Source organism: Kangiella koreensis DSM 16069 (assembly GCF_000024085.1).
GTDB lineage: Bacteria > Pseudomonadota > Gammaproteobacteria > Enterobacterales > Kangiellaceae > Kangiella > Kangiella koreensis.
In genome coordinates this window covers 2,142,839-2,167,433 of the sequence record NC_013166.1, presented here as the reverse complement: position 1 = coordinate 2,167,433, position 24,595 = coordinate 2,142,839, and the positions used below count along the sequence as shown (strand labels likewise).

General features: G+C 43.0%; 17 protein-coding genes. 11 read left to right on the top strand and 6 right to left on the bottom strand.

Annotated elements, in window-relative coordinates:
- Positions 1–4: 4 nt before the first annotated feature.
- From KKOR_RS10080 to epmB, 3 genes are all read right to left on the bottom strand, one after another.
- Positions 5–2,074 carry an EAL domain-containing protein gene (locus KKOR_RS10080; RefSeq protein WP_015781019.1) on the bottom strand — a complete coding sequence of 690 codons (2,070 nt, stop codon included), beginning with the start codon at positions 2,072–2,074 and terminating at the stop codon, positions 5–7.
- Between the two features lie 120 nt (positions 2,075–2,194).
- Positions 2,195–3,967 (bottom strand): hypothetical protein, encoded by a 1,773-nt coding sequence (locus tag KKOR_RS10075; RefSeq protein WP_015781018.1) that lies wholly within the window; start codon positions 3,965–3,967, stop codon positions 2,195–2,197.
- Between the two features lie 110 nt (positions 3,968–4,077).
- Positions 4,078–5,127 carry an EF-P beta-lysylation protein EpmB gene (gene epmB / locus KKOR_RS10070; protein ID WP_015781017.1) on the bottom strand — a complete coding sequence of 350 codons (1,050 nt, stop codon included), beginning with the start codon at positions 5,125–5,127 and terminating at the stop codon, positions 4,078–4,080.
- Positions 5,128–5,153: 26 nt separating this feature from the next.
- Here epmB and efp point away from each other — a divergent pair, with 26 nt between their 5' ends.
- Both efp and epmA read left to right on the top strand, forming a co-directional pair.
- Positions 5,154–5,717 carry an elongation factor P gene (efp, locus tag KKOR_RS10065; RefSeq protein WP_015781016.1) on the top strand — a complete coding sequence of 188 codons (564 nt, stop codon included), beginning with the start codon at positions 5,154–5,156 and terminating at the stop codon, positions 5,715–5,717.
- 376 nt (positions 5,718–6,093) lie between these two features.
- Positions 6,094–7,044, top strand: a complete 951-nt coding sequence (gene epmA / locus KKOR_RS10060) for an elongation factor P--(R)-beta-lysine ligase (protein ID WP_015781015.1) — start codon at positions 6,094–6,096, stop codon at positions 7,042–7,044.
- A gap of 27 nt (positions 7,045–7,071) precedes the next feature.
- Here the strand turns inward: epmA and KKOR_RS10055 are convergent, their stop codons facing one another.
- From KKOR_RS10055 to KKOR_RS10045, 3 genes are all read right to left on the bottom strand, one after another.
- Positions 7,072–7,431, bottom strand: coding sequence for a hypothetical protein (locus KKOR_RS10055; protein WP_015781014.1), 360 nt, complete (start codon positions 7,429–7,431; stop codon positions 7,072–7,074).
- Positions 7,432–7,659: 228 nt separating this feature from the next.
- Entirely contained in the window at positions 7,660–8,550 is an 891-nt protein-coding gene (gene nudC, locus KKOR_RS10050; protein WP_015781013.1) for an NAD(+) diphosphatase, read from the bottom strand.
- A gap of 26 nt (positions 8,551–8,576) precedes the next feature.
- Entirely contained in the window at positions 8,577–9,533 is a 957-nt protein-coding gene (locus KKOR_RS10045; protein WP_071818328.1) for a YeiH family protein, read from the bottom strand.
- Between the two features lie 277 nt (positions 9,534–9,810).
- On the opposite strand from KKOR_RS10045, the gene KKOR_RS10040 reads away from it, so the two are divergent.
- The 9 genes from KKOR_RS10040 to KKOR_RS10000 all read left to right on the top strand — a co-directional run bounded on the left by KKOR_RS10040 (position 9,811) and on the right by KKOR_RS10000 (position 24,591).
- Positions 9,811–10,185, top strand: a complete 375-nt coding sequence (locus KKOR_RS10040; protein ID WP_015781011.1) for a GntR family transcriptional regulator — start codon at positions 9,811–9,813, stop codon at positions 10,183–10,185.
- The gene (locus tag KKOR_RS10035; RefSeq protein ID WP_015781010.1) at positions 10,178–11,035 is read left to right on the top strand and encodes an ABC transporter ATP-binding protein; all 858 of its coding nucleotides are present in this window, start codon (positions 10,178–10,180) and stop codon (positions 11,033–11,035) included. The genes KKOR_RS10040 and KKOR_RS10035 overlap by 8 nt, the downstream gene beginning before the upstream one ends.
- Positions 11,032–11,988, top strand: a complete 957-nt coding sequence (locus KKOR_RS10030) for a hypothetical protein (RefSeq protein WP_015781009.1) — start codon at positions 11,032–11,034, stop codon at positions 11,986–11,988. Before KKOR_RS10035 ends, KKOR_RS10030 begins: the two co-directional genes overlap by 4 nt.
- Positions 11,989–12,018: 30 nt before the next feature.
- Positions 12,019–12,198, top strand: a complete 180-nt coding sequence (locus tag KKOR_RS10025; protein WP_015781008.1) for a hypothetical protein — start codon at positions 12,019–12,021, stop codon at positions 12,196–12,198.
- Positions 12,199–12,514: 316 nt separating this feature from the next.
- Positions 12,515–14,428, top strand: coding sequence for a DUF1302 domain-containing protein (locus tag KKOR_RS10020; protein WP_015781007.1), 1,914 nt, complete (start codon positions 12,515–12,517; stop codon positions 14,426–14,428).
- Between the two features lie 19 nt (positions 14,429–14,447).
- Positions 14,448–15,830 carry a DUF1329 domain-containing protein gene (locus KKOR_RS10015; RefSeq protein ID WP_015781006.1) on the top strand — a complete coding sequence of 461 codons (1,383 nt, stop codon included), beginning with the start codon at positions 14,448–14,450 and terminating at the stop codon, positions 15,828–15,830.
- A gap of 79 nt (positions 15,831–15,909) precedes the next feature.
- On the top strand, positions 15,910–16,917 hold the full coding sequence (locus KKOR_RS10010; RefSeq protein WP_015781005.1) for a WD40/YVTN/BNR-like repeat-containing protein: 1,008 nt from the start codon (positions 15,910–15,912) through the stop codon (positions 16,915–16,917).
- A gap of 32 nt (positions 16,918–16,949) precedes the next feature.
- Complete coding sequence (locus tag KKOR_RS10005) at positions 16,950–19,598, top strand: efflux RND transporter permease subunit (RefSeq protein WP_015781004.1); 2,649 nt, start codon at positions 16,950–16,952, stop codon at positions 19,596–19,598.
- A 154-nt stretch (positions 19,599–19,752) separates the two neighbouring features.
- Positions 19,753–24,591, top strand: a complete 4,839-nt coding sequence (locus KKOR_RS10000) for an NAD-glutamate dehydrogenase (RefSeq protein WP_015781003.1) — start codon at positions 19,753–19,755, stop codon at positions 24,589–24,591.
- Positions 24,592–24,595 lie beyond the last annotated feature (4 nt).

Here is a 24,595-nt window from a genome sequence, read left to right as displayed (position 1 = left end):
ATGTCTAGAAATCGTTATCAGCAAAGTCATAATTCAACTTGGACATTGGTTTAGAGATGTAGTTACCTGTAACAAAATCGACGCCGAGAGGCCAGATTTGCGCTAAGGATGAAGCTTCCTCAAGGTTTGTGATAATGGCTTTGGCTTCCACACTGTGAGCTGCTGTTATCAGTGGTGCAATCTTGTCGGTTCCTTGCTCTTTCAAGACTTCAATCATGCGTCCATCGAAAGCAACATAGTTAGGTCGTACCGATTGAATCAGCTCTAGCTCGTCAGCTTGCACCCCAGATAGACAGAACTGAATGCCATCTTTGTTAAAGATATCCTTTAGCTCTATGGCTTTTTTCAGGTAAGTCGCAGCAAAGTGACTTTTAAGCGTAAGAATGAGGCTTTTGCTATCTATGCCTGCCTTAGCGATGCTTTGACGAACCCAGCGACTTGCATCTTCTCTCAATAGGGTATTGGGATGTAATGTCAGGAAGAGTTTCGTTGGTTTGCCTTCTTCTTTTTCTTTGGCAAGCATTTTCAAGCTATGAGTAAAAGTAATTTTATCAATCTCGGCATCAATGCCAACCTTCTCGAAGATTGGGAATATACCTTTACCGAGGCCCCACTTTCCATCTTGCATCTTGTATCGGAAGTAGCATATATATTGCTGTTCAGGACTTCCTTGTAGACTCATCATAGGTTGGTAGAAGAGGGTCATGTGACCTTCATCTCTGGCCTGAGCAAACTCATCATACAGGATTTTTTCTTCGTCGGTTAATAAGCTATCAATTGAAGGATTGAATAACTCATAGCCGTTACCGCCATTATCCTGAACTTTATGACTGACCGCTGTTGCGTGGAGCACTAGCTTATCAGGCTCAAGATCACTGTCATGACAGGTTACGCCGCCAATGCTGAAGGTGATGTGCAGGGTTTGTTCAGATACTTCAAAAAGGTGTGAACTAATTTCTGAAAGCAACTTCTTCGGCAGTTCGTTGGCAGACATTCCTTTTCCAAACGAAATGATACCGAAGCTGCTATCGCTGATTCTAGCGACTATAGATTTATCACTGACGTGTGCCTTCATCCAGTCAGCAACATCTTTTAATAAGTCATCACAGGCTGCTATGCCGAACTCAGAGCGGTACTTTGAGAACTTATCTATCTCAACCAGGTAGAGCACTGTATCGATTTTGGTGTCTCGAGACTTGTTAGTAATATCTTCTAGTCTGTCCATAAATGCAGGACGATTAAACAGTCCTGTTACCTGATCGATCTCACTGACCTCTTTTAATTTTTTAAGTAATTCAGTTTGGTCACTGACTTCGCGCACAACTAGCTGCACACAATGCTCATCGTCATAGATTGCAGAAGAAACTATAAAGTCAGCTTCAAAAGTCTCACCGTTAGCATTTTTGCCTTTAAGTACCTGACTGACTTCTTCGCCGGATTTAGTCTGCTCTTTGAGTAATGTTTTTATTTTATCGGTATCTTCGGAATCGATTAGATCCATAATGGTCATAACGATGATGTCATCTTCTTCATAACCAAAACGATCGAGATAAGTTGGATTAGTATAGATATGCATACCGTCATGAATGTAGGCGATAGCATCTTTTGAGCTCTCGAGCAGTAGCTGGTTTCGCTTGCTGGTCTCGGAAAGCATTTTACTGGATTCTGCTACTTTAGCTTCAGCATTAACGAGCGCCTGCTCTCGCTTTATGATGAGCGTCAGTAAATCTTTAGCACTACTTGGAATACAATCTCTTACACCTTTCGCAATGGCATCAAAACGCTGCTGTTCAGAATAATCACTGCTGAGGAGAATGGCTGGTACTGAGTGCTTTTGACTTTTTAGAAGTGTTAAAGCTTGCTGAATGGGTAAGTTATCAAGCTCATCCAGAAATAAAGCTTGTTGCCATTGTTTTTCATCAATTGCAGCTTTGAGCTGTTCGCTGTTAGCAACAACTTGATGTCGAATAGGGAGACCTTGATTTTTCAAGTGACTGGCGAGCTGCTCACTCTCATTAGCCGAGCTTGAGAAAATCAGGGTATTAATTGGTGAATTAGTGCTCTGTTTTTTCATCAGAAATCGAGTTACCTTGAGGATCCTTTATGGTATCCGTTTTTATAAGAAAATGATTTAACTGCCCCACAAATTTAACATTAACTAAGATTGATACCCAAGCCTCTGTTTTTAATCTAATCAAGGCCTTTTGCAAAAGTGAAACTGGATAAAGTTATCCGTCTCGATGACTTTGCGAGTGAGCTCAATTTTATATTCTTCTTCGGGCGTCATAATAGCGACTGTTTGTCCAGAACGATAGCCTAGTGGTGGCAAAATGATACTCGAGTCAACTCCTGCATTTGGCATTTCAGGAAGCAATAGACCATTATGATGATATGCGGGCTTTGCATAATCCCAGTCCAGTGTTGCGCGGACAGGCATTGCTTCGGGTGAAATTAGCTCGACTCCGATCAAGAAAATATCATGGCCTTGCCAGCGATTCCAGCGAATCAAGCCTAGGTTGTACATTTCTTGACCACTTTTAAAGTTTTTTACAGTAACCAGTTCGTTGGTTTCGGCATATTGCGAAGGGGCTTTCTCAAAAGCTACACAAAAACCCGCTGGACTCACATCTTTAACGACACCACTGATCCACTGATACTTTACTCTGGTCTTAAGTTCTTTGTAGGGATGATCTTCCTTGTCCAGTTTTCTTTCATCAAAGGTTCTGGGTTTATAAATTGAAGCAAATGCATCTTCGTTTTTACGTTTATCTTGTATATCCATGCCCCGAGGCTTTGAAGTTTTCCAGACAAATCCATGTTGGCTCTCTTCCTGCTCAAGCTCCAATGATTCGACCTGGAAAGCTACATTCTTTTTGGATTTACCGAAAAAGCGGTCATGTAGTCTTTGTCCGCCACGGTCTACTAGAAAGTGATGTGAGCTGGCTAATCCTACTGCAACCTGCGTGCTTTGATTAGAGTTGATACGGATAAAGTTACGAGTTTTTACGCTATTCCAACTCTCTAAAACTTGTGCCTTTAGGTCGTCGTCCAGCTTGATTTCGGCTGTTTTCTTAAACCGGCCAAATAATCCACCTTTCTTCTCCATCATACTGTTTTCAAGCATGCCAATAGCTTGGGTTAAGTCAATGCCATATTTCTTCTGCGATTCATTTTCGATGGCGTTTGCCGGCTGTGGCGGGATTTCAGTATCCGGTAAATAAGCAAACAAAGTGTCGTTATTAAGAGTGGGTAGTAGCTGAATGTGATTAGACAAAGCTTGCAGAGCATTATAAATATCGCTCGCCTCACCATGTTTCATCTGGTACGGGTTGCAAATTGACAACACTAAATTGATGAGTAATTGTTTTTTGACGCTAACCAGCTCGCTCGAAGATTTTTTTAATTTATGCTCTAGAAAGTCATTAGTAGTTGCCAACTTAAAAATGATATTTTGCTGACGCCAAATCTTACTACCAACCGATTTGTATAACTGATATCGCTGTAGTTGAATTTCACCAAGATAATGCAGGCTATTGGCGCAAGCCGCTGGCAAAATGGTTTTGTTGTACTTTTCTAGTAATTCAGGTGCGTTGTTTAAATCTTCAATGATCGCGTTAAAGCCAAAAACTAACTCGGAAGCAAGCGCATGCACTAGCTCAGAAGCTGACTGTAGTTTATGTGAGTATTTTAAAGGGCTATGAACGTAAACTTCGGAGAGTGAATCAATGAGTGTTTCACAAGTCGGGACAATCGTTTCCAGAATCTGAAGGCGATCTTTAGGGGACAGTGGCGATTGATTTAAATCGTACAGATAATGAAAAACCTTGGAGGCTGTTTCCCCCATATCTGCAATTGGTAACTGATCCAGCCACTGTTCAGCGGCTTTGACGCTGGACGGTATATCAGCGACCATGGTTTCATTTCTGACTCGAACTGTGAGCCCCAGTTGTCCTTGAGTTAAGGCCACTTCCTTTCTCCTTAGCCTAGTGCCGGCAATTTAGCTTTTATTATTGCATGAAGTGATGGTTTTATATTAGCGAATAGGCACACATTGCGCCAGTTTTATTTCTAACTAAGTTATTGATTATCTAAAGTTAATAAGCCCAAATCAATAGGGGTTTTGCTGGTTTTGCCGGCTTCTTCTCGAACCAGTTTGGGCACCAGAAATCCCGCAAGGCGAGTATTGAGCTCCTGCATAATCTTTATGGCTTGTGCTTCTTCAACGGCAAAATGGTGAGCACCTCTTACCTTGTCAAGCTGATGTAGATAATAAGGTAGTATATGGTGAGCAAATAACTTCTCACTAAGTTCTGCCAAAGTAGAGCTATTGTTGTTAACTCCGTCCAAAAGGACGCTTTGGTTCAAGAGGTGGATGCCGTTTTGATGTAATCTTCTTACTGCTTGAGCAAAAAGCTCACCCATTTCATTGGGGTGGTTGATATGGAGCACTACAACAGTTTGCAGGCGAGTTTGGAGCAGTGCGTCAATCAAGCCTTGAGTAACACGTTGTGGAATTACCAGTGGCAGGCGAGTGTGGATGCGTAGGCGAATTATAGAAGGAATTCTTTCTAGCTGCTGAATAAAGTCTTTCAAGTAAGAGTCATTGACGGCTAAAGGGTCGCCACCGCTCAGAATGACCTCGTTAATTTCAGGGTGCGCGGTTAAATAGTCGAAAATAGGCTGCCAGCCATTGCGACCCGCTTGGTGTTCTTGATAAGGAAACTCACGTCTAAAGCAATAGCGACAATTGATCGCACAGGCGGTGGATAACATTACTAGAACCCGTGAACGGTACTTATGTAGAAGTCCCGGCACCTCAGAGTTTTGCTCCTGTAGAGGATCCGGCACAAAGCCGGCAACCTCCTGATTTTCATCACTTACAGCTAAAACCTGCCGTAACAGAGGATCATTTGGATTGCCTTTTTCCATGCATTCGACAAAAGGAGCCGGCACTTTTTGCATAAATTGGTGCTCAGCCAAAACCGTATAGGGAAGATCGTCTGTTGTAAGATTTAATCGAGACAAGAGCTCAAAAGGCGAAGAAATTGCCTGAGACAGCAACTTTTTCCACTCTCGCTCCTGCCAATATGAATCATTTCGCGGTAGAATCTGCAGGTTTTGAATCATAAACTCATTGATATCCAGAGGAACACATGGGAACAATTACCACTAACGACATACGAAATGGTACAAAAATAATGCTAGACGGCGAACCTTGTACGGTTGTCGACAACCAATTCGTCCGTCCAGGTAAAGGCCAAGCCTTCAGTAAAACCAAAGTATTATACTTGCTAACAGGCCGCACCGTCGAAAAAACTTTTAAATCCGGTGAAAGCATCGAAACAGCAGACGTTATGGATACCGAGATGGAATACCTCTACAACGATGGTGAGTTCTGGTACTTCATGGACCCAAATACCTTCGAGCAAGTATCAGCCGATAAAAATGCCGTTAGCGACAAAGCTGTATACCTGATCGAGCAAGATAAATGCTCAATTACATTATGGAACGGTAATCCAATTGATGTAACACCACCAAACTTTGTAGTACTTGAAGTTACCGATACCGACCCAGGCTTGCGTGGCGACACTTCAGGCGGTGGTTCAAAACCAGCCACCATGCATACAGGCGCAGTAGTGAAAGTGCCTTTGTTTGTGAATATTGGTGATAAATTGAAAGTTGATACGCGCACTGGCGATTACGTTTCACGCGCCTAGCTTGGTAAATTCTCGCTATACTGCGTTACGTTGATTTTTAAAAAAGCTCGTTTAGTGGATCTAAATTCCCTCTATTTAAAAATCAACAAGCCTTGTCTAGCAAGAATTTCCCTGCGCTAGGTAGAAGTGGGACGGATAGAGAGTTTGCTGTCTAGTTGTTGACTGCGCGTCCTCGCAGTCCTGATGCCGCGCCTAAGACTATTTTTCCGGCGCTAGGAGTTGGTGAATCCTCGCTAGAGGGAGTGGAACAAACAGGATGGTAGGGGCAGGCCAATATGCTTGCCCTGTTTTAATAAATGATAGGTTCGATTATAGGATGGGTTAGCTTCAAAAGCGCAACCCATCAATCCCTAAAGTTAATCTTTGACTCAGCCCTATGACCGACTGGAAACCTTCAGCTTCACTACAAAACCTTAAAAACCGAGCAGTGTTGATGGCCACTGTCCGTCACTTTTTTGCTGAGCGTGGTGTGCTTGAGGTGGATACACCTGCTTTATCTCATCATGGAGTGACCGATCGTTACATGCGGTCAATGACCGCAGAGGTTAGCTCAACAGAGTCAGGATTTCTTCAAACTTCACCAGAATATGCCATGAAACGTTTATTGGCAGATGGTTCCGGTTCAATCTATCAAATATGTAAAGCCTTTCGGCAGGATGAGGTCGGGGCTAAGCACAACCCAGAATTCACCATGCTGGAATGGTATCGATTGGGCTTTGATCATTTTCAATTGATGGATGATGTCTTTGAGCTCGTTTCCGAGGTGCTGGGGCTGAAGAAGCGGCGAGATCTGAGCTATCAGCAGGCTTTTATTGAGTTCCTTGATTTCGATCCATTATCCATTACTGATGAAGCGCTTGAGCTATTTGCTCGTTCTAATCTGGGGAGTCTTCCTAATGAGTTGGAAAGAGATGACTTTCTAAGTCTATTGTTCGAGGACAAGATTGAACCTCAGTTAGGATTGAATGGATCTGTTTGCTTTATCTATGATTACCCAGCCAGCCAGGCTGCTTTGGCGCGAATTTCAAAGTTGGATCCACGAGTTGCTCATCGTTTTGAGCTGTACATTGAGGGTATAGAGTTGGCCAATGGCTTTTATGAGCTGGCTGACAGTTCCCAGCAGCTAGCTCGCTTTGAAGCGGATAATAGTTGGCGTAAAAACAATGGGTTAGCAGAAATAGCCATTGACCAACACTTTATTGCAGCATTGGAATACGGTTTGCCTGATTGCTCTGGTGTTGCTTTAGGGCTGGATCGTTTATTGATGATCAAACTCGATACCAAGGAGATTCAAGACGTCATTGCTTTTCCTTGGGACCGAGCCTAACTAACAACTAACTCACCAACAGATTGCCTAAGCCGCTGAAGGCGCTTTAGTCATTGGTTGATTTTTATTGCCTTCAATTCGTCTCGCCATATTCATCTTGTCAAACGTTCGTTTATCGGCCAAGCCAACAAATCGTCTTTTATCCTTCAACCGCACCATAAACAACACCTGGTCTTGCGTTAAATCATCCAGAATACGCTCAGTTCGCTCGCTGACTCCTAACATAGTGACCATTTCTTTGTTGATTTTATTGAAGGATTCAAGCTGGTTAATATTTACCGTCTCGCAGAGGTAGTGGTTACTGTCTCCGGGAAGGGTGAAATTACGAAATGAAAAATGACCGTTGCCACTTGGAAAGTCGCCGGCGAGAATTGTGATCTTAGACATAAGAACTCCTTGTTTCCTAAATCTGGCTAACTTCCCAACAATGTGAACTTGAGAAAAAAGTTAGCAGTTTCCTAAACATCCTGTATCTCCTTACCACCTGCTTTTATAAGCGATAGTTATAAGGATTGCTTCTATTTGTACTTGAGAAAGGATTATTCGTCAATAATTGTTTAAAAAATATACGACAAATAAGTGTTAAAAGCACATTAATGATGAACTATCAAACAGTTAGCTATTTCGCCAGTGCTCGATCAGAGTGCGTGAAATAGAGTATTGATAGGGTAGGATAAGCTGCCCAGTGTCAACTAACTCATTGATTTGAGAACGGGTAAACCAGCTTGCATGCTCCAACTCATCATCTTTCAGCTCAATAGAAGGGTGAGTTGCTTCAGCGGTAAAGCCGGTCATTAATGATTGAGGAAAAGGCCATGGTTGCGAGCCGAAATACTGAATATTGGTCACCGTTAGTCCTGCTTCTTCGTTAGCTTCGCGTGCTACAGCTTGCTCCAAGCTCTCACCCGGCTCGACAAACCCTGCAATGACAGAATAGCGGTTTTCCGGCCACTGAGCCTGGCGGACCAATAAAATCTTATCCTGATAAGTTATAGCACAAATCACCGCAGCATCGGTTCGTGGATAGTGCTCTTTGGCACATTCTGGATTGCTGCATTGGCGGACAAAGCCAGCTAATGTTGAGTAGGTGGCATGGCCACAAAAGCCACAATACTGGTGCGTGTTGTGCCAGTGTTCAATACCAATCGCCACGTTAGCTAAAAATGAATCAGCCTCTGATAATACGGGTATCAGTTCTCTTAAGCCTTTCAATGAGACTGATTGAAACTGTTTGATAAGATATTCGGGTTCGGTTAGCCGATAACTGAAGTAGTACTGTTCTCCAACTTGCCCCAGATAGATCAAGTGCTTATCTTGAACATCCTCGAATACATCGGATAATTCGTTCCAGGTTAGCCATAGGAGGCTGTCACCCTGAGTCAGCAATTGCTGCCGGTGGACCGGCAGGATAGTGCTATTTGCCTTTTGCGCAATTTGTCGAAGTTGTGCGGGATTGATTCTTAGCTCAGCCTGGCGATCCAGCTGATCAAACTGCAGTGCAAACATGATGTTCTCTTTATTTTACTATTGGGTTATGGGTACCATTGCATGACAACGTACAGTGAGCTGATGGATACCGCAAGCCAAAGAATGATGCCCAGTAGCATTGAGCGAATGGGGATTGCCTTGATCGCAGCTCTGTTTAAGCTGGTTCCCATCCACAGCAGGCTCAATGCAAATAGGTTTTTTGATGCAGGCTTGATGTAAGTGCCCACTTGCGCCATAAGCTCTGGTGACATAAGAAAACTACTAACAGAGCTAGCAAGCAAGAAAAATACAATAAACAGTGGCAGGCTGAATTTGATTTTACCTGAATGTTGCGACACAGAAGCAATGATAGCCAGCGGAATGATCCATAAAGCTCGCGATAGTTTGGTTGTTGTTGCGACATCCAAGGCTTCTTCGCCATAGACTGCTGCGGCACCGACCACGCTACTGGTGTCGTGAATACCTAACGCTGCCCAAAGTCCAAACTGGCTCTGGGTAAGGTCCAGCCAATGACCAATTGCCGGAAAAACAAACAAAGCCACAGCATTTAAGATAAATACAATGGCTAAGGAAATAACCATATTATGGCTATTTGCTTTAATTGATGAACCAACTGCGGCAATTGCGCTGCCGCCACAAATCGCAGTACCGGAGCTGATCAGCAAGCCTTGTTGTTGATCCAGTTTAAACAGCCTGGCCAATAGCAAGCCGACCAATAAAGTGCTGCCTATAACACTGACCGTTAATACGAAGCTGTCTTTGGCGGTCCCCCATAACTCAGTCAAAGGAAGACTGAACCCCAGTAGCACAATAGCGATTTTTAGTAACAGACTTGCCCAGCTGGAGAGCGGTAAAGCTTGCTGATCGGCAAAAAACCAGCCCCAAACCAGACCCGCTGCCAAAGCATAGCTGGCGGGTAACAAACTGAATATACAAGCCAAGCTGAGCACTAGTAACAGCACGTTGGCCGGTGTGAAAGGGAATAATTTTGTGTTTTGCACGTTGATAATTAACTGAAAAACATGAGTTAAGAGTTTACTAGCCTTTGCCTGATACTTCATTAGATATTTTTAATATAACTATTTGCGACACACTTTGTAACAGGCTTTTTATAAAAAATTCGCAAAAAGTGTTTTACAGAGCCGGTGTTATATCTTAGTATAACACCATGTCAGCAAGACACTGAACATGAGATCTGAAGTCTTGCTAGGTTAAGTTGCTGATTTTAATATGCTTATATTAAATTAGCATTAGATAACTGCCAACAGGTAGCTAAATATGCAAATACATTGGGATGACACACAGCCAATTTACCTGCAACTGCGCGACAGGGTCTTGAATATGATCCTCGATGGCAGCCTGCAGGAAGGTGATGCTTTGCCCTCGGTTCGGAACATTTCAGCGGAGTATCAGTTGAACCCGATAACCGTATCCAAGGCCTATCAATTATTGGTTGAAAGTGAATTAGCTGAAAAACGAAGGGGATTAGGCATGTTCGTAACAGAAGGTGCGAAAGCAAAATTATTGAAGCAAGAGCGTGAACAGTTTTTAACTGTGGAATGGCCTGCATTATTACAGAAGATTGAACGTTTACAGATTTCATTGGATGAGTTGTTCAAGCGTACAAAGGACGAGGAGAGCGATCATGAGTAATATCCTTGAAGCTAAAGGACTCAATAAAAGATATGGCAGCTTCAAAGCTTTGGATAATGTCAGCTTTGAGCTAGCGCCAGGACGGATTTTGGGCTTAATCGGCCCAAATGGTGCGGGAAAAACAACATTACTAAAATCAGTGTTGGGATTAACTCCCTTCGAAGGCGAGCTTAATATTTTCGGTCTGGATCCGCATAAGCAACGCGATGAGTTGATGAAACGCGTGTGCTTTATTGCTGATGTGGCCGTATTACCTCGCTGGATTAAAGTAAGTCAGGCAATCGACTTTGTAGAGGGGGTACATCCTCGCTTTAGTCGTGAGCTGTGTGAGAAGTACTTGGGACAAACAAAAATAAAAAGGAACAGCCGGGTTAAGGCCTTATCCAAAGGAATGGTGGTGCAATTGCACCTGGCCTTAATTATGGCGATTGATGCGGACTTGTTGATTCTGGATGAACCGACGTTAGGACTGGATATTCTGTTCCGCAAATCATTTTATGAGCAACTGCTAAACGATTATTTCGATGATAATCGAACCATAATAATAACTACGCATCAGGTAGAAGAAATTGAGCACATTTTGAGTGACCTCATTTTTATCCAGGATGGAAAGATTGTGCTGGATGATTCGATGGACGCAATAGCAGACTCGTATTTTGAAGTGATGGTTGAGAAGGAGTTTGAGGAAGCTGCCTTAGCGATGAAGCCACTGAATGTCAGGGAAGTCTTTGGACAGAAGGTTTGTCTGTTTAGTGGTGTCGCTAAGGAGCAACTTCAAGAATTAGGTAAGGTTCGCAAACCAAGCGTAGCCGATCTGTTTGTTGCCAAAATGAAAGGAGAGGCCGCATGAAAACATTTCTAACCTTATTAAAGAGAGAATACTGGGAAAATAAGACCGGTCTACAGTGGGTACCTTTGATTATTGGTGGTATTGCAGTATTCGGTGTTTTCCTTGGCGTCTTTGTGTTCAGTACCAGCAATGTGCAGATTAATGGCGTTGGCAGTCATGACTTGACCAGCCTGTTCAAGCTGTATGACGTCAGTGTCGACTCTCGCACCAAGGCAATTGGTGTACAGATGGGCATGTATAGCGGCATCTTCAGCTTCGGCTTTGTACTGGCAATAGTCGGCTTCTTCTACTGTCTGGGTGCGCTATACGATGACCGTAAAGATCGCAGCATTCTGTTTTGGAAATCGATGCCCATTTCGGACACTATGACAGTTGTGTCGAAAGTGGTGACAGCTATGCTAGTAGCACCATTGTTCTTCTGGGTCATATTACAGATAACCACCCTGGCAATCATGCTATTAGCTACTATCTTTGCCTGGGTCTCGGACGCAAGCGCCTGGAGCAATATCTGGCAACCATCTAACCTGTTCGTGATTGCTTTTTATCAGCTACAGGCCTTTTATGTAGCAACCTTATGGGCTGCTCCAATTATTGGTTACCTGTTGTTGGTATCTAGCTGGACTAAAAAGGTCCCATTTCTGGTTTCTACAGTACCAGTAGTGCTGGTGATTATTGCTGAAAGTATTGTCACTAACACATGGCATGTTGCCTCTTATATAGGTGAGCGTATTGGCATGATCTGGGCCGCCTTTGTGACGCCAGTGGCCAATATTGCTGGTGACTTTAGTGATGTGCTTCAGAGTGATGCTTCAGAGTTTATTCAAGAGGACTGGATTCCTTTAAGTTTCAGCAAGCATTTGATGGATATGGATTTATGGTTAGGGATTGTCGTCGGCGCAGCATTTGTCATCGGCGCAATTATGATTCGACGTTACCGTGATGAGGCTCTTTAAGAGCTCATCACGCACGAAAGGAGAAAGATTATGGTTTACAATAAACGCAGTACACAATGGTTAAGTCGAGTGTGTCTTTATATTGGAATTGGAGCACTGTTGACGATTGTAGCCATTCAATGGAATCACTCAGTACCAGAGATTGAGGTGCTCAATTCTCTGGAGACAGTGAACAAGATTCAGCTCAGTATCAAGAACTTTTTTAAATAATAGGAAAGAGCTGCTATTCAGCTCTTTCTTTATTCTTAACGACGCAGCCACCCCTGTTTCTGCTTAAATATTGAACAAATGTCAGGCGGTTCATTCACCGAATCCTTACAGACTGGTTGTTTACTAGCCAAAATAGCAACTTCATACCTCAAACCTACTGCAAAAAATCTTGACAAATTAGCATGGTTATATTGCTTGCTTATAAGTAGAAATTATTGATAGTATGCCATTTATAAGTGGTATGACGTCTTACCGTCTTCCGTTTACTTTTGTTTATAGCGAACAGTAAATTCCTATCGATGGGGGAAGGAATTGTATGAAAAATACAGGGTTAAACCATAACAACTCTCCAATGACGCGCTTGTCTAAGATTGCAGCGGGTGTTGCTTTAGCTGTATCAGCTGCCAGTAGTCAGGCGGTCAACTGGGATACAGAAAATTACGATGTTAACTTTGATACCACTTTGTCCGTGGGAGTTGGCATTCGAGTTGAGGAACGAGATCGTAATCTAGTCGGTAAGGCAAACCTTTATGAACTAGAAACTGGTCAACCGATTTCAAACTTATACGGCTCAGGTACCGTACCAGCTGGTGCTTGGTCGAATAACTCAGATGACGGCAACTTGAACTTCGATAAAGGCGACTTTTTCTCACAAGTAGTTAAAGGTGTCCATGAACTGGATGTTCGTCATAAAGATGGCGATCAAGGTTTGTTTGCCCGGGGCCTTTGGTACTACGACCGCATCTTGATGGATACTGAATTACCTTTCCGTAATCTAGACAGTTATGGCGGTGATGATGGTAGAAACACTGCCAGAACCGAACAAGGATACGATGCTCGTATGTTGGACGTGTATGTCTGGAAAACATTTGAGTTTGATAGTGGCAATGTCATGCAGGTTCGTCTTGGTGAACAGGTTGTTAGCTGGGGTGAAAGCACCTTTATTCAGCACAGCTTGGCCGAAGCAAATGCGGTTGACTTACGTGTTTTAAGAAATCCGGGTGCTGAACTTAAAGAGGCATTTATTCCAACCAGCATGATCTGGACTTCGATTGATTTAAGTGAAAGTTGGAATATCGAAGCTCTATATCAATTCGAATTTGAAGAAGTGAAGTTTGATGAGCCAGGTACATTTTTTTCAACTCGTGACTTTTTAGGTTTGAAGGGTGAAGAAGTGCATCTTGGTTTCGCTCAATACTCCGAGGGTCAGCCTGGAACCGTGGCGCTAAGAGATGAAACTCGGTTTGCTGATGACCAAGGGCAATTTGGTATCAAGCTAGGTTACTTTACAGATTATGGTACTGAGTTGGGCTTCTACTACATGAACTATCATAATCGACGACCAATTATCTCAGCCAACGCAGCAAACTCACAAGGTGTCGTAACAGGTTTCCTTGAGTATCCAGAAGATATTCAAATGTATGGTATGAGCTTTAATACTGCGACAGATAGTGGTCTTTCGGTTGCAGGTGAAATTTCTTACCGTGTCGATGAACCACTGCAAGTTGATGATGTAGAGTTACTATTCGCAACTCTTGAACCAATTGGCCAGATTCCAGTCGGAACGAGTCAGGTGGCAAGTGGTGTTGGTTTAGGTGAAGAGATATCTGGTTATCGCTTACTCGATACAGTTCAAGCCCAGATGACGGTTACTTCGTTGCTAGGTCCTGTCTTTGGTTCCGATCAAACTGCTTTTTTAGTTGAAGTTGGTGCAAACCAGATTTTGGATATGCCAAGTCAAGATGAGTTACGTTTCGAATCTGAAGGTACCTTCCGTTCAGGAAATCCTAACCGTGCTATTGATTACAACATGAATGGTACTATTGAGGGCCTATTTGCATTAGACCCAACTGGTACATCTCCTTGCGGGTTTAATCATCCAGTCACTAATCAAAGAATTCGTACAGAATGTGAAGGCATGACTGAAAATGGATTCGCTGATGAGTTTTCATGGGGGTACCGTATGGCAATGCGTTGGGATTACAACAATATCTTTAGTGGTTGGAATATGTCGCCACGAGTGGTGTTCCAGCATGATGTTAGTGGTAATACTCCTGCACCGATTTCGAACTTCCTTGAAGGTCGTAAGTCGCTGTCGCTAGGTGTTAGCTTGAGCACTCTAAGTGCCTGGAAGTGGGATTTCGCCTATAACAGTTACTTTGGCGGTGGTTCAGCAAACCTGATTTCTGACCGAGATCATGTTTCGTTAGCTTTAAGTTATTCGTTCTAATAAAAGGGTTGTATAAGATATGGCTAAAATGATGAATAAATGGTTATTGGCAGGTGCAGTCGTTTCGGCTTTATGCTCAAGCGTTGCATCAGCTAAAGTTTCAGCAGATAAGGCTGCGCAATTAGGCGGAGATGTCTATACACCCATGGGCTCAATTCGTGCAGGCAATGAAGATGGTTCGATTCCTGCATGGGCGGGTGGTATCACTGAAGACATGATTCCAGAAGGCTATCAGGTTGGTGATCATCACCCTGACCCATTCGCAGACGATGAAAAGCTGTTTACAATTGATGCTTCTAATTATCAGCAATACCAAGAGCATTTAACGGTTGGTCAAGTAGCTTTATTAAAAGCTTATCCAGACCGTTTCAAAATGCACGTTTACCCTACTCGTCGTAGTGCTTCTTACCCTCAGCATGTTCTTGATGCTGTTAAAGCTAATGCGACTCGTGCGGAGTTAATTCAAGAGGGTAATGGTATTAAAGGTGCTTCAGTCGGTATCCCATTCCCATTTCCTGAGAATGGCCTGCAGTTAATCTGGAACTCTATTACACGTTATCGTGGTGTTTCTGTTGAGCGTGAAGTAGGTCAAGCTGCACCGCTTCCGGACGGTAGTTATGTGTTGGTTAAACTTAGAGATGAGCTTCACCATATTTATAACGAGCCTGATATGACTCCGGAGAAGTTGGAAGAGGGTAACGTTCTATTCTTGTTCCGTCAAAACGTAACAGCTCCAGCGCGCTTAGCTGGTACCGCATTATTGGTTCACGAAACTATGGACCAGGTGAAAGAGCCGCGTAAGGCTTGGACTTATAATACGGGTCAGCGTCGTGTTCGTCGTGCTCCGAATGTAGCTTATGATGCACCAGGTACTGCTTCTGATGGTCTACGTACTACTGATGACTTTGATATGTTCAACGGTGCACCAGATCGTTATAACTGGACGATTAAAGGCAAAAAAGAAATCTATATTCCGTATAACACTTATAAGTTGCATTCCGATGAAGTGACTTATGATGAGATTATCAAGCCTGGTGTCATTAACTCTGATCTGGTTCGCTATGAAAAACACCGTGTGTGGGTTTTAGAAGCTAACCTGAAAGATGATACCCGCCATCAATACAAGAAGCGTGTTTTCTATATTGATGAAGATAGCTGGCAGATAGCTGCTGAAGAAATGTATGACGAGCGTGGAGAGTTATGGCGTGTTGCTCAAGCATACTTGGTTAACTACTATGATGTTCCAACATTATGGTCAACTCTTGAAGCATATTATGATCTTCCATCAGGCCGTTATTTGGTGATTGGTCTAGATAATCAGGAGAATATGTATAACTTCAATGCTGAGTTTAGTGGCTCACACTTTACTCCTTCGGCACTACGTCGCGCCGGTAGACGCTAGTTCGACAATCCAAGCGGCCGTTTCTTCGGCCGCTTTTTTATTTTTACTTGATTATTATAACCAGAGAATTCTGTTCTGTATGAAAGCTATCACTAAGTATGCATTTCCTTTGGTGCTATTGGTCATCACAGCTTTTGCTTCTTCGTGCTTGGAAGCTAAACCTGCGTTAATCGCTGATAAAGCAGCAAAGTCATTGTTGTTGGATATTGTAAAGCTACCATCCGGTCGTTTAGTAACGGTAGGAGAGCGTGGTCACATTCTTCTATCAGATGACAGCGGCGTTGAATGGCGACAAGTGCCTGTGCCAACTCGTGAGCCTCTAACGGCAGTCGACTTTTTAGATGATAAGCATGGTATTGCTGTAGGGTTTAGCCAAACTGTTTTGTTAACCAACGATGGCGGTGAAAGTTGGCAGTTAAGCCATCAGGAAGAGTCTTACGAACAGCCCGCACTATTTGATGTACAGTTTATTACTGAAGATTTGATTGTTGCGGTTGGTTCATATGGTTTATACCTGGAGTCAGCTGATGCTGGTGAGTCTTGGGAACCCCGTGAAATAGAAGGCCTAGCCGATTATTATGGTTATTTCAGCCATTTTTATTCGTTTAAGAAAGTCACTGAAGATTATTGGGTTATTGCGGGTGAGAAGTACATCGATAGCATCGATGATGATGGCTTTGAAACAAGTTCTGCATTAGTCGCTGAAACCCGTGATGGTGGCGAGACTTGGCAAAAATTAGCCACTCCTTATGATGGTTCATTTTTTGGAGTTCAATTAGATGACGCTGGTAACCTTTATGTGTATGGCCTTCGGGGCAATCTCTACATTTCAAAAGACCAGGGACAATCTTGGCAGGGCCAGTTTTTGAGTACTGCTTCCGGATTCCACGACATGGCCATTATCGACACTGATCGTTGGGTGCTCGTAGGAACTGGCGGTGTTCTTGTTTATAAAACATTAACCTCAACAGATATTAAAAAGCGCCGTGATTTGAAGGGGCGTACTGCGGTGGTTTTTGTAGATGAGGACACTCTGATTATTGTTGGCGAGGGTGGTGTTGAGCGCTTAAGTCTCACTCAACAGTAATTGGCCATAGTATTCGTTAAAGGTTATTTAGAATGACAAAGAACAAATTAGAAACATTAGTTTCAAAGATTTTCTTCTCAAAGCGAACGCTGTGGATTAGCTTGTTTGCAGTCTTCACAGTGATCATGGCGTATTTTGTGACGCAGTTGCGAGTGGATGCCAGTTTTGAGAAAAACATCCCCTTAAAACATGAGTACATGCAAACTTACCTTGAATATCAAGAGCAGTTCGGGGGAGCGAACCGTGTGCTGGTAGCGCTTGAAGATAAGAGTGGGAATATATTCAATACCACTTTCTTCGAGGCGTTAAATGAAACAACCGGTCGGGTGGCTGGTATATCTGGGGTTAACCAACCTCAAGTTGAATCTCTATTTACTCCGAATATTAGATATATTGAAGCGAGCGAGCAGGGACTTGAAGGTGGGCCTGTCATTCCAGCACGTTTTGATGGTTCTGAGCGTGCGCTAAACCAGGTTCGTGAAAATATTTTAAAAGCAGGGATTGTCGGCCGACTCGTTTCCAATGAGTTTGAATCGGCAATGGTCTCTGCTCAACTACTATCTGAATATAATCCAACCGGTGACGAAGTTACTGCGGACGATGGTGATCAGATGGTACAGACTGACTTTGTCCGTGTGGCTCACGATTTAGAGCAAATTAGAACCGATATTGAAGCAAAATATCCTAATGTAGAAGTGCATATTATTGGCTTCTCTAAAATGATTGGTGATGTGAGTGACGCTGCAGGTGGTGTGATTGTATTCTTCCTGATTGCGCTGGCAATTACCGCTTTGCTTGTTTATTGGTATTCTCGCTCCCTAAAGTTAACTCTACTACCGATTCTGACATCGATTATTGCAGTGGTATGGCAATTAGGTATTTTAACTGCTTTAGGCTACGGCATCGATCCAATGTCGATTCTGGTTCCATTTTTGATTTTTGCCATCGGTGTCAGCCATGGCGTGCAGATGATCAATGGTGTACAGCATAATGTTGCCCATGGCATGAAAACCTACAATGCTGCTATTGCAGCATGTGCCACGTTAATTGTTCCAGGCGGCGTTGCCTTGATCAGTGATACGGTGGGCTTCTTAACCCTACAATTGATCGAAATTGATATCATTCGTGAGTTAGCAGTAACTGCCAGCATTGGTGTTGCAGTGTTAATCTTGACCAACCTGCTTCTGCTACCCCTTCTGTTGTCATATACCCATTTCTCTGACAAGTTTGTGCAAGGTGTTAGAAAGCGTGAACAAGCTCGTGAAAAGTGGTGGAAAATAATTGCAGGATTTGCCCGTAAGCCAGTATCAACCATTGTTATAGTAGTTGGGCTTTTGTTAGGTATTATAGGTTATTGGCAGTCACTTAATATGAAAGTTGGTGATTTGCAGGCTGGCGCACCTACATTAAGACAAGATTCAACCTATAACCAAGACAATAAATATATCACTGAAACCTACGCTATAGGTACTGATGTCATTTATGTCTTAGCGAAGACAAAGGCTGATGGCTGTACCTACTTCGATATCATGAACAACATTGATCAGTTCCAGTGGGAAATGAACAATGTTAAAGGTGTTCAGTCCACTATCAGCTTACCGCAGGTCGCCAAAGTAGTGAATGGCATGCTGAGCGAAGGTAATTTGAAGTGGAAAATCTTACCGAAAGATGAAGCGGTGCTGGTTCAGTCGATTAGTCGTGTTGAGACCGGCACTGGTTTGCTGAACTCCAACTGTAGCATTATGCCAGTCATGGTCTTCCTTGATGATCATAAAGCAGAGACAATTGAGCGGTTGGTGTCGGCGGTTAAAGAGTTCCAACAATCAATCTTTGAACCAAAGAAAGAAGAGGTGTTAACTCAAATTCAACCTCTTATAGACGAGATTGATGGTGCTAATGAATCAGTAATCATTTCGGAAGTTAATGACTATCTATATAGCTTATCTAGAGGAGGAGAGTTGGTACTCCCTTCCGAGCCTAACTCTTCCGAAGAAACAGATAATAGTGAATCGGAAGTTAGCGGTGATACATCTAATGATTATCCATCAGTCTTAAGTTCCAAGACGGGACTTGGGGCGGAGCAAGCCAATATACTACTTATTAAACTAAACGAGCAGATACTTGATGCTGGAGTATTAGATCTTAATTTCTTACTGGCAACTGGCCCTGTAGGGGTTATGGCTGCGACTAATGAAGCGGTTTCAGAAGCCCAGATCCCTATGATGATATGGGTTTATTTGGCGGTGACGTTGTTATGTTTAATTAGTTTCCGCTCAGTGCGCGGGACCATTTGTGTGATACTGCCGTTGGTTGTGGTTTCTTTCCTGGCACAGGCATTGATGTCCTGGCTAAACATTGGGTTGACCGTTGCTACCTTACCAGTTATTGCACTTGGGGTCGGTATTGGTGTTGATTATGGTATTTACATCTTCTCGCGAATGGTCGGCTTTATCCGTTCGGGTATGAGTGTTGCTGATGCTTATTTTGAGACCTTAAAGCTAACCGGCAACGCGGTTCTGTTTACAGGTCTTACCCTGGCAATTGGTGTTAGCACCTGGTTAATGTCTGATCTGCAGTTCCAAGCAGATATGGGCATAATGCTGACGTTCATGTTCTTAGTGAACATGTTAGGGGCAATTATACTTCTACCTGCTTTAGCGGCTCTGTTATATCGTCGCTAAGTAAAAAAATATCAATACGCCAACAGGGCGTACCAGTTAGAAATAATGGCATCTAAAGTGAAATTTAGGTGCCATTTTTGTTTCAAATGGCCTAGAATTGACTCAATTTATTTTTTGATTTTTTCACCTATTTCAAGCGTATTTGGAAAGGATAATGGCCAGTTCAAACACTTCTTCAAAGCTGTTAAACGATGTTAAGCAGCTGATCGAAACAAAAGCACCAAAACGTCAATCTGAGCTCGTAAAACAATTTGCTGACATTATATATAGCAGTGTCTCTGAAGATGAGTTCAATGAGCGCACTCCTGAGCAAATTTTCAATTCAATATATAGTCTGTGGCAGTTTATTCAGGATTTTGATGGGACTTGCAAGTTGCGTGTGCATAACCCACTAACTGATGATAATAACTGGAAAACCAAGCATACTATTATTGAGCTTAATCATGCCGATATGCCGTTTCTGGTTGACTCAATTAGAATGGAGTTGAATCGACATGGGATTGATGTCCATTTGCATATCCATGTTCCGATTGAAGTACTGCGCGATAAAAATGGCAAAGTAAAATCGCTTAATTTGTGTGTTGATGGAGAGTGTGTCGAAAGTTCTCATATTGAAACTCCGATGTATCTCGAAATCGATAAGCAGCTTGATGATGAAACTGTTAAACAGGTTGAAGCTGATTTGTTGAGAATTTTGGCTGATGTAAGAGCTACTGTTCGCGACTGGCAGCCAATGCGTGACAGGCTTGCAAGTATCATTAATGAGTTAGAAACAACACCGCCCCCTTTGCGTAAGGACAGAATTGATGAGGCTCTAGACTTTTTACGCTGGGTGAAAGCTAATCATTTCGTCTTAATGGGATCGCGCACTTATGACTTGAAAAAGACTAAAGACGATTTGGTTTTGAAATCAGTAAAAGATAGTGGCCTGGGTACTTTATCTGATGAAAGCAAACACCTTCAATATCGGTTGTCGCAGTCTCCTAAGGGTGCTCAGAAACTGGCACTGTCCAATGAACATATTTTAGTACTGACCAAAACAAGCACTGTTTCATCTGTTCATAGGCCGAGCCATATTGATTACATTGGAATTAAGCGCTTTAACAATCAAGGTGAAGTGATCGGCGAATACCGTTTCTTCGGCTTGTTCACTTCTGCTGCCTACAATATGGATCCGCAGTTTATTCCTGTTCTACGCAAGAAGATTCACAATGTCTTGGCTGAGTCAGGTTTGAAAGAAGGTGGTCATGATTACAAAGCACTAAAAAATATTTTGGAAACTTATCCAAGAGATGAATTATTCCAGATCCCAACATTAAAGTTACTTAATGTAGCGATGGGTATTCTACATATCCAGGAGCGCCGACAAGTTAGAGCCTTCGTGCGCCGCGATCCTTTTGGAAGATATTTTTCAGTTTTGTGTTTCGTGCCAAGAGATACCTACAATACTAAAGTACGTCTTCGTATGACAGAAATTCTGTCTGATGCATTTGGTAGTAAAGGTGAAATTGAATTTAATACACATTTCTCAGAGTCAAACCTGGTACGCACACACTTCCGTGTTCCGGTTGAAAATGCTGAAGCAATTGAGTATGACTTGCAGAAGCTTCAAGCGGACTTACAGGAAGCTGCGTTGAGCTGGGAAGATGTGTTGATGGATACCATTGAGCATCACTATGAGCCGTCCGAATCTATCAAATTGCATAAGAAGTATGCTAATGCCTTTTCACCCGGTTATCAAAATCAGCAAAGTGTTTTGTCGGCGATAGCGGATATTAAGCATATTGAGCGCCTCAGTGAAGAGCGTCCTTTTGATATGTTACTTTACAAGAAACAGATTGAAGGTGGCTTATTACGCTTTAAACTATTTAATCGCGAACAACCGATTCCATTATCCGAAGTATTGCCACTTTTGGAAAATATGGGCCTGACGGTAATTGATGAAACGCCTTATAAGATTTCATCTGAGGCGCTTGGCACCATCTGGATCATGGACTTTAGTGTCCGTCACCACCAGGAAATTGATGTCGAAGCGATTCGGGATAACTTCCAGACAGCCTTTGCTAAAGCCTGGACTAACCAGGCAGAGAAAGATGGCTTTAACCGCCTTATCATTGCGACAGGTTTAAATTGGCGTCAGGTTGCCATGTTACGAGCTTATGCTAAGTACATGTGGCAAATAGGTTTTACTTTTAGCCAAACTTATATTGAACAAACCCTATCGCAATACTCGAATATCGCTCATGGTCTTGTTGAGTTATTTGAGCTTCGCTTTAATCCTGAGCAAGAGTTTAATGAACGTAAATACAGTGCTCATAAACGAGAACTGCGCAAAATTTTCGAGCAGGTCAGCAATCTTGATCAGGATAAAATTGTTAACAAATATCTTGAAGTGATTGATGCGACCTTACGTACTAACTTCTATCAGAAAGCAGAAGATGGTAAAGATAAGAGCTATATCTCCTTCAAATTAAAACCCTCTATTATTACTGGTATCCCAAAGCCGGTGCCTATGTTTGAAATCTTTGTCTACTCGCCACGTGTAGAAGGTGTTCACTTGCGTGGTGGTAAAGTGGCTCGCGGTGGTTTGCGCTGGTCAGATCGTCGAGAAGATTTCCGTACCGAAGTCTTAGGGCTGGTCAAAGCCCAGCAAGTAAAAAATTCAGTAATTGTCCCAGTAGGTGCTAAAGGTGGCTTTGTTTGTAAGCAGTTACCTACAACTGGCGGCCGTGATGCATTCTTTGCAGAAGGCGTAGAGTGCTATAAAACCTTTATTAGAGCTTTGTTGGATATTACTGATAACTATGTGTCTGACAAGCTGGTTCAGCCGAAGGATGTTGTGATTCATGATGAACCAGATCCTTACTTAGTTGTAGCGGCGGATAAAGGAACTGCAACCTTCTCTGATATTGCCAACGGTATTTCACTTGAGTACGGCCACTGGCTAGGCGATGCATTTGCTTCGGGCGGCAGTAATGGTTATGACCATAAGGCTATGGGTATTACCGCCAAGGGGGCCTGGGAGTCAGTAAAACGTAATTTCCGCGAGATGGGAATTGATTGCCAGAGCGAAGACTTTACAGTAGTCGGCTGTGGCGATATGTCGGGTGATGTGTTCGGTAATGGTATGCTGCTCTCCAAGCATATTCGCTTGCAGGTCGCCTTTAACCACATGCATATTTTTGTTGACCCTAATCCAGATGCGGCAGCCTCATATAAAGAGCGTGAGCGCCTATTCAATTTGCCTCGATCTGGTTGGAATGACTATAACTCATCCTTAATTTCTAAGGGTGGTGGTGTCTTTGAGCGAAGTGCCAAGTCCATCAGTTTAACTCCAGAAATGAAAGAAATGCTGGGTGTTAAAGCTAAGGCATTGTCTCCAAATGAATTTATCCATGCCGCCTTAAAAATGAAAGTCGATTTATTCTGGAATGGTGGTATTGGCACTTACCTGAAATCCTCAAAAGAGACTCACGCTGATGTTGGTGATAGAGCCAATGATAGTGTGCGCGTTAATGGCTCTGAAATGAAGGCGAGGGTGGTGGGTGAGGGTGGTAACTTAGGTTGCACTCAGCTTGGCCGAATTGAGTATATGCTTAATGGTGGTCGAGCTAACACCGATTTTATTGATAATGCGGGCGGTGTGAACTGTTCAGATAATGAAGTCAACATCAAGATTCTGCTTAATGGTGTTATGGCTGAACATAACATGACTGAAAAGCAGCGCAATACGTTATTGGCAAAAATGACTGATGAAGTGTCGGAGATCGTGATTGAAGATAATTACCGCCAGATTCAGTCGATAAGTATTACAGAGTCACGTGCACCAAGCATGGTTAAAGAGCATATGCGCTTTGTTAATGCCCTCGAAAAAGATGTTCAGCTAGATCGCGAACTGGAGTATTTGCCGAGCGATGAGGAAATGCTTGAGCGTGAGTCAAAAGGACAGGGGCTTACAAGGGCTGAACTGTCGGTATTACTTGCATACGGTAAAATGCAGCTTAAAGATTCATTGCGTATTCCTGAAGTCAGCGAAGAAAAATATTTCGAGCGTTATTTAGTTGAGTATTTCCCTAAGCCTTTGCGCGCGAAATACGCCGATGTCATGGCTAAACATCCTCTACGTGACGAAATTATTGCCATGTGTGTGGCCAATGAAATGGTCAACCTGATGGGCACTAACTTTGCTTTTCGTGTCATTGATGAAGTAGGCGCAAATATTGGTGAAGTTGCTCAATGCTATGCGATGGCTAAAGAAACATTCGATATGCAAGGGCTTTGGAGCAGCATTGAAGCACTTGATAACAAGGTTCCGGCCAATGTCCAAATTCAGATGATGTTCCAGGCACGTCGAATCGTGCGCCGGGCAACACGCTGGTTTGTGCGTAACCGCCGTAAGGATCAGACGATTGCAGAGGTTGTGGAGTACTTCCGCGATGGCGTTGTTGAGTTACAGCGTAATGTCCATAAAACGTTGGAATCAAAAGAAGCTCAAGGTATTGAAAGAGAAGCGCAGCAACTTATTGCTCAGGGAGTTCCCGAGAAGCTTGCGCGTAAGGTTTCATTATTGAGCACTATGTTCTCGGCCATGGATATTATTGAATTGGCGAAACAGTATGATTTACCGATTCTGTTAGTGGCTGAAGTCTACTACAAACTTGGTGCGGAAATTAATCTACATTGGTTCTTAACACAAATCATTGCACAACCTGTATTGAACCATTGGCAGGCATTTGCTCGTTCGGCTTTCAGAGAAGAGCTTGATTATCAACAACGAAATCTGATTGAAGCGGTCTTGCCTCTGACCAACAAGTATAAGTCTGCGGATACCAGAATTAAGCACTTCCTGGCTGAGCATGATGATCTGCTGTCTCGTTGGCAAGAAATGGTGACTGATTTTAGGCAGAGTAGTACGCATGAGTTCTCCAAGTTTTCGGTAGCTCTCCGCGAACTGCAAATTTTGGTACAACGAAGTCATCGCTTGATTAAGTAACCTT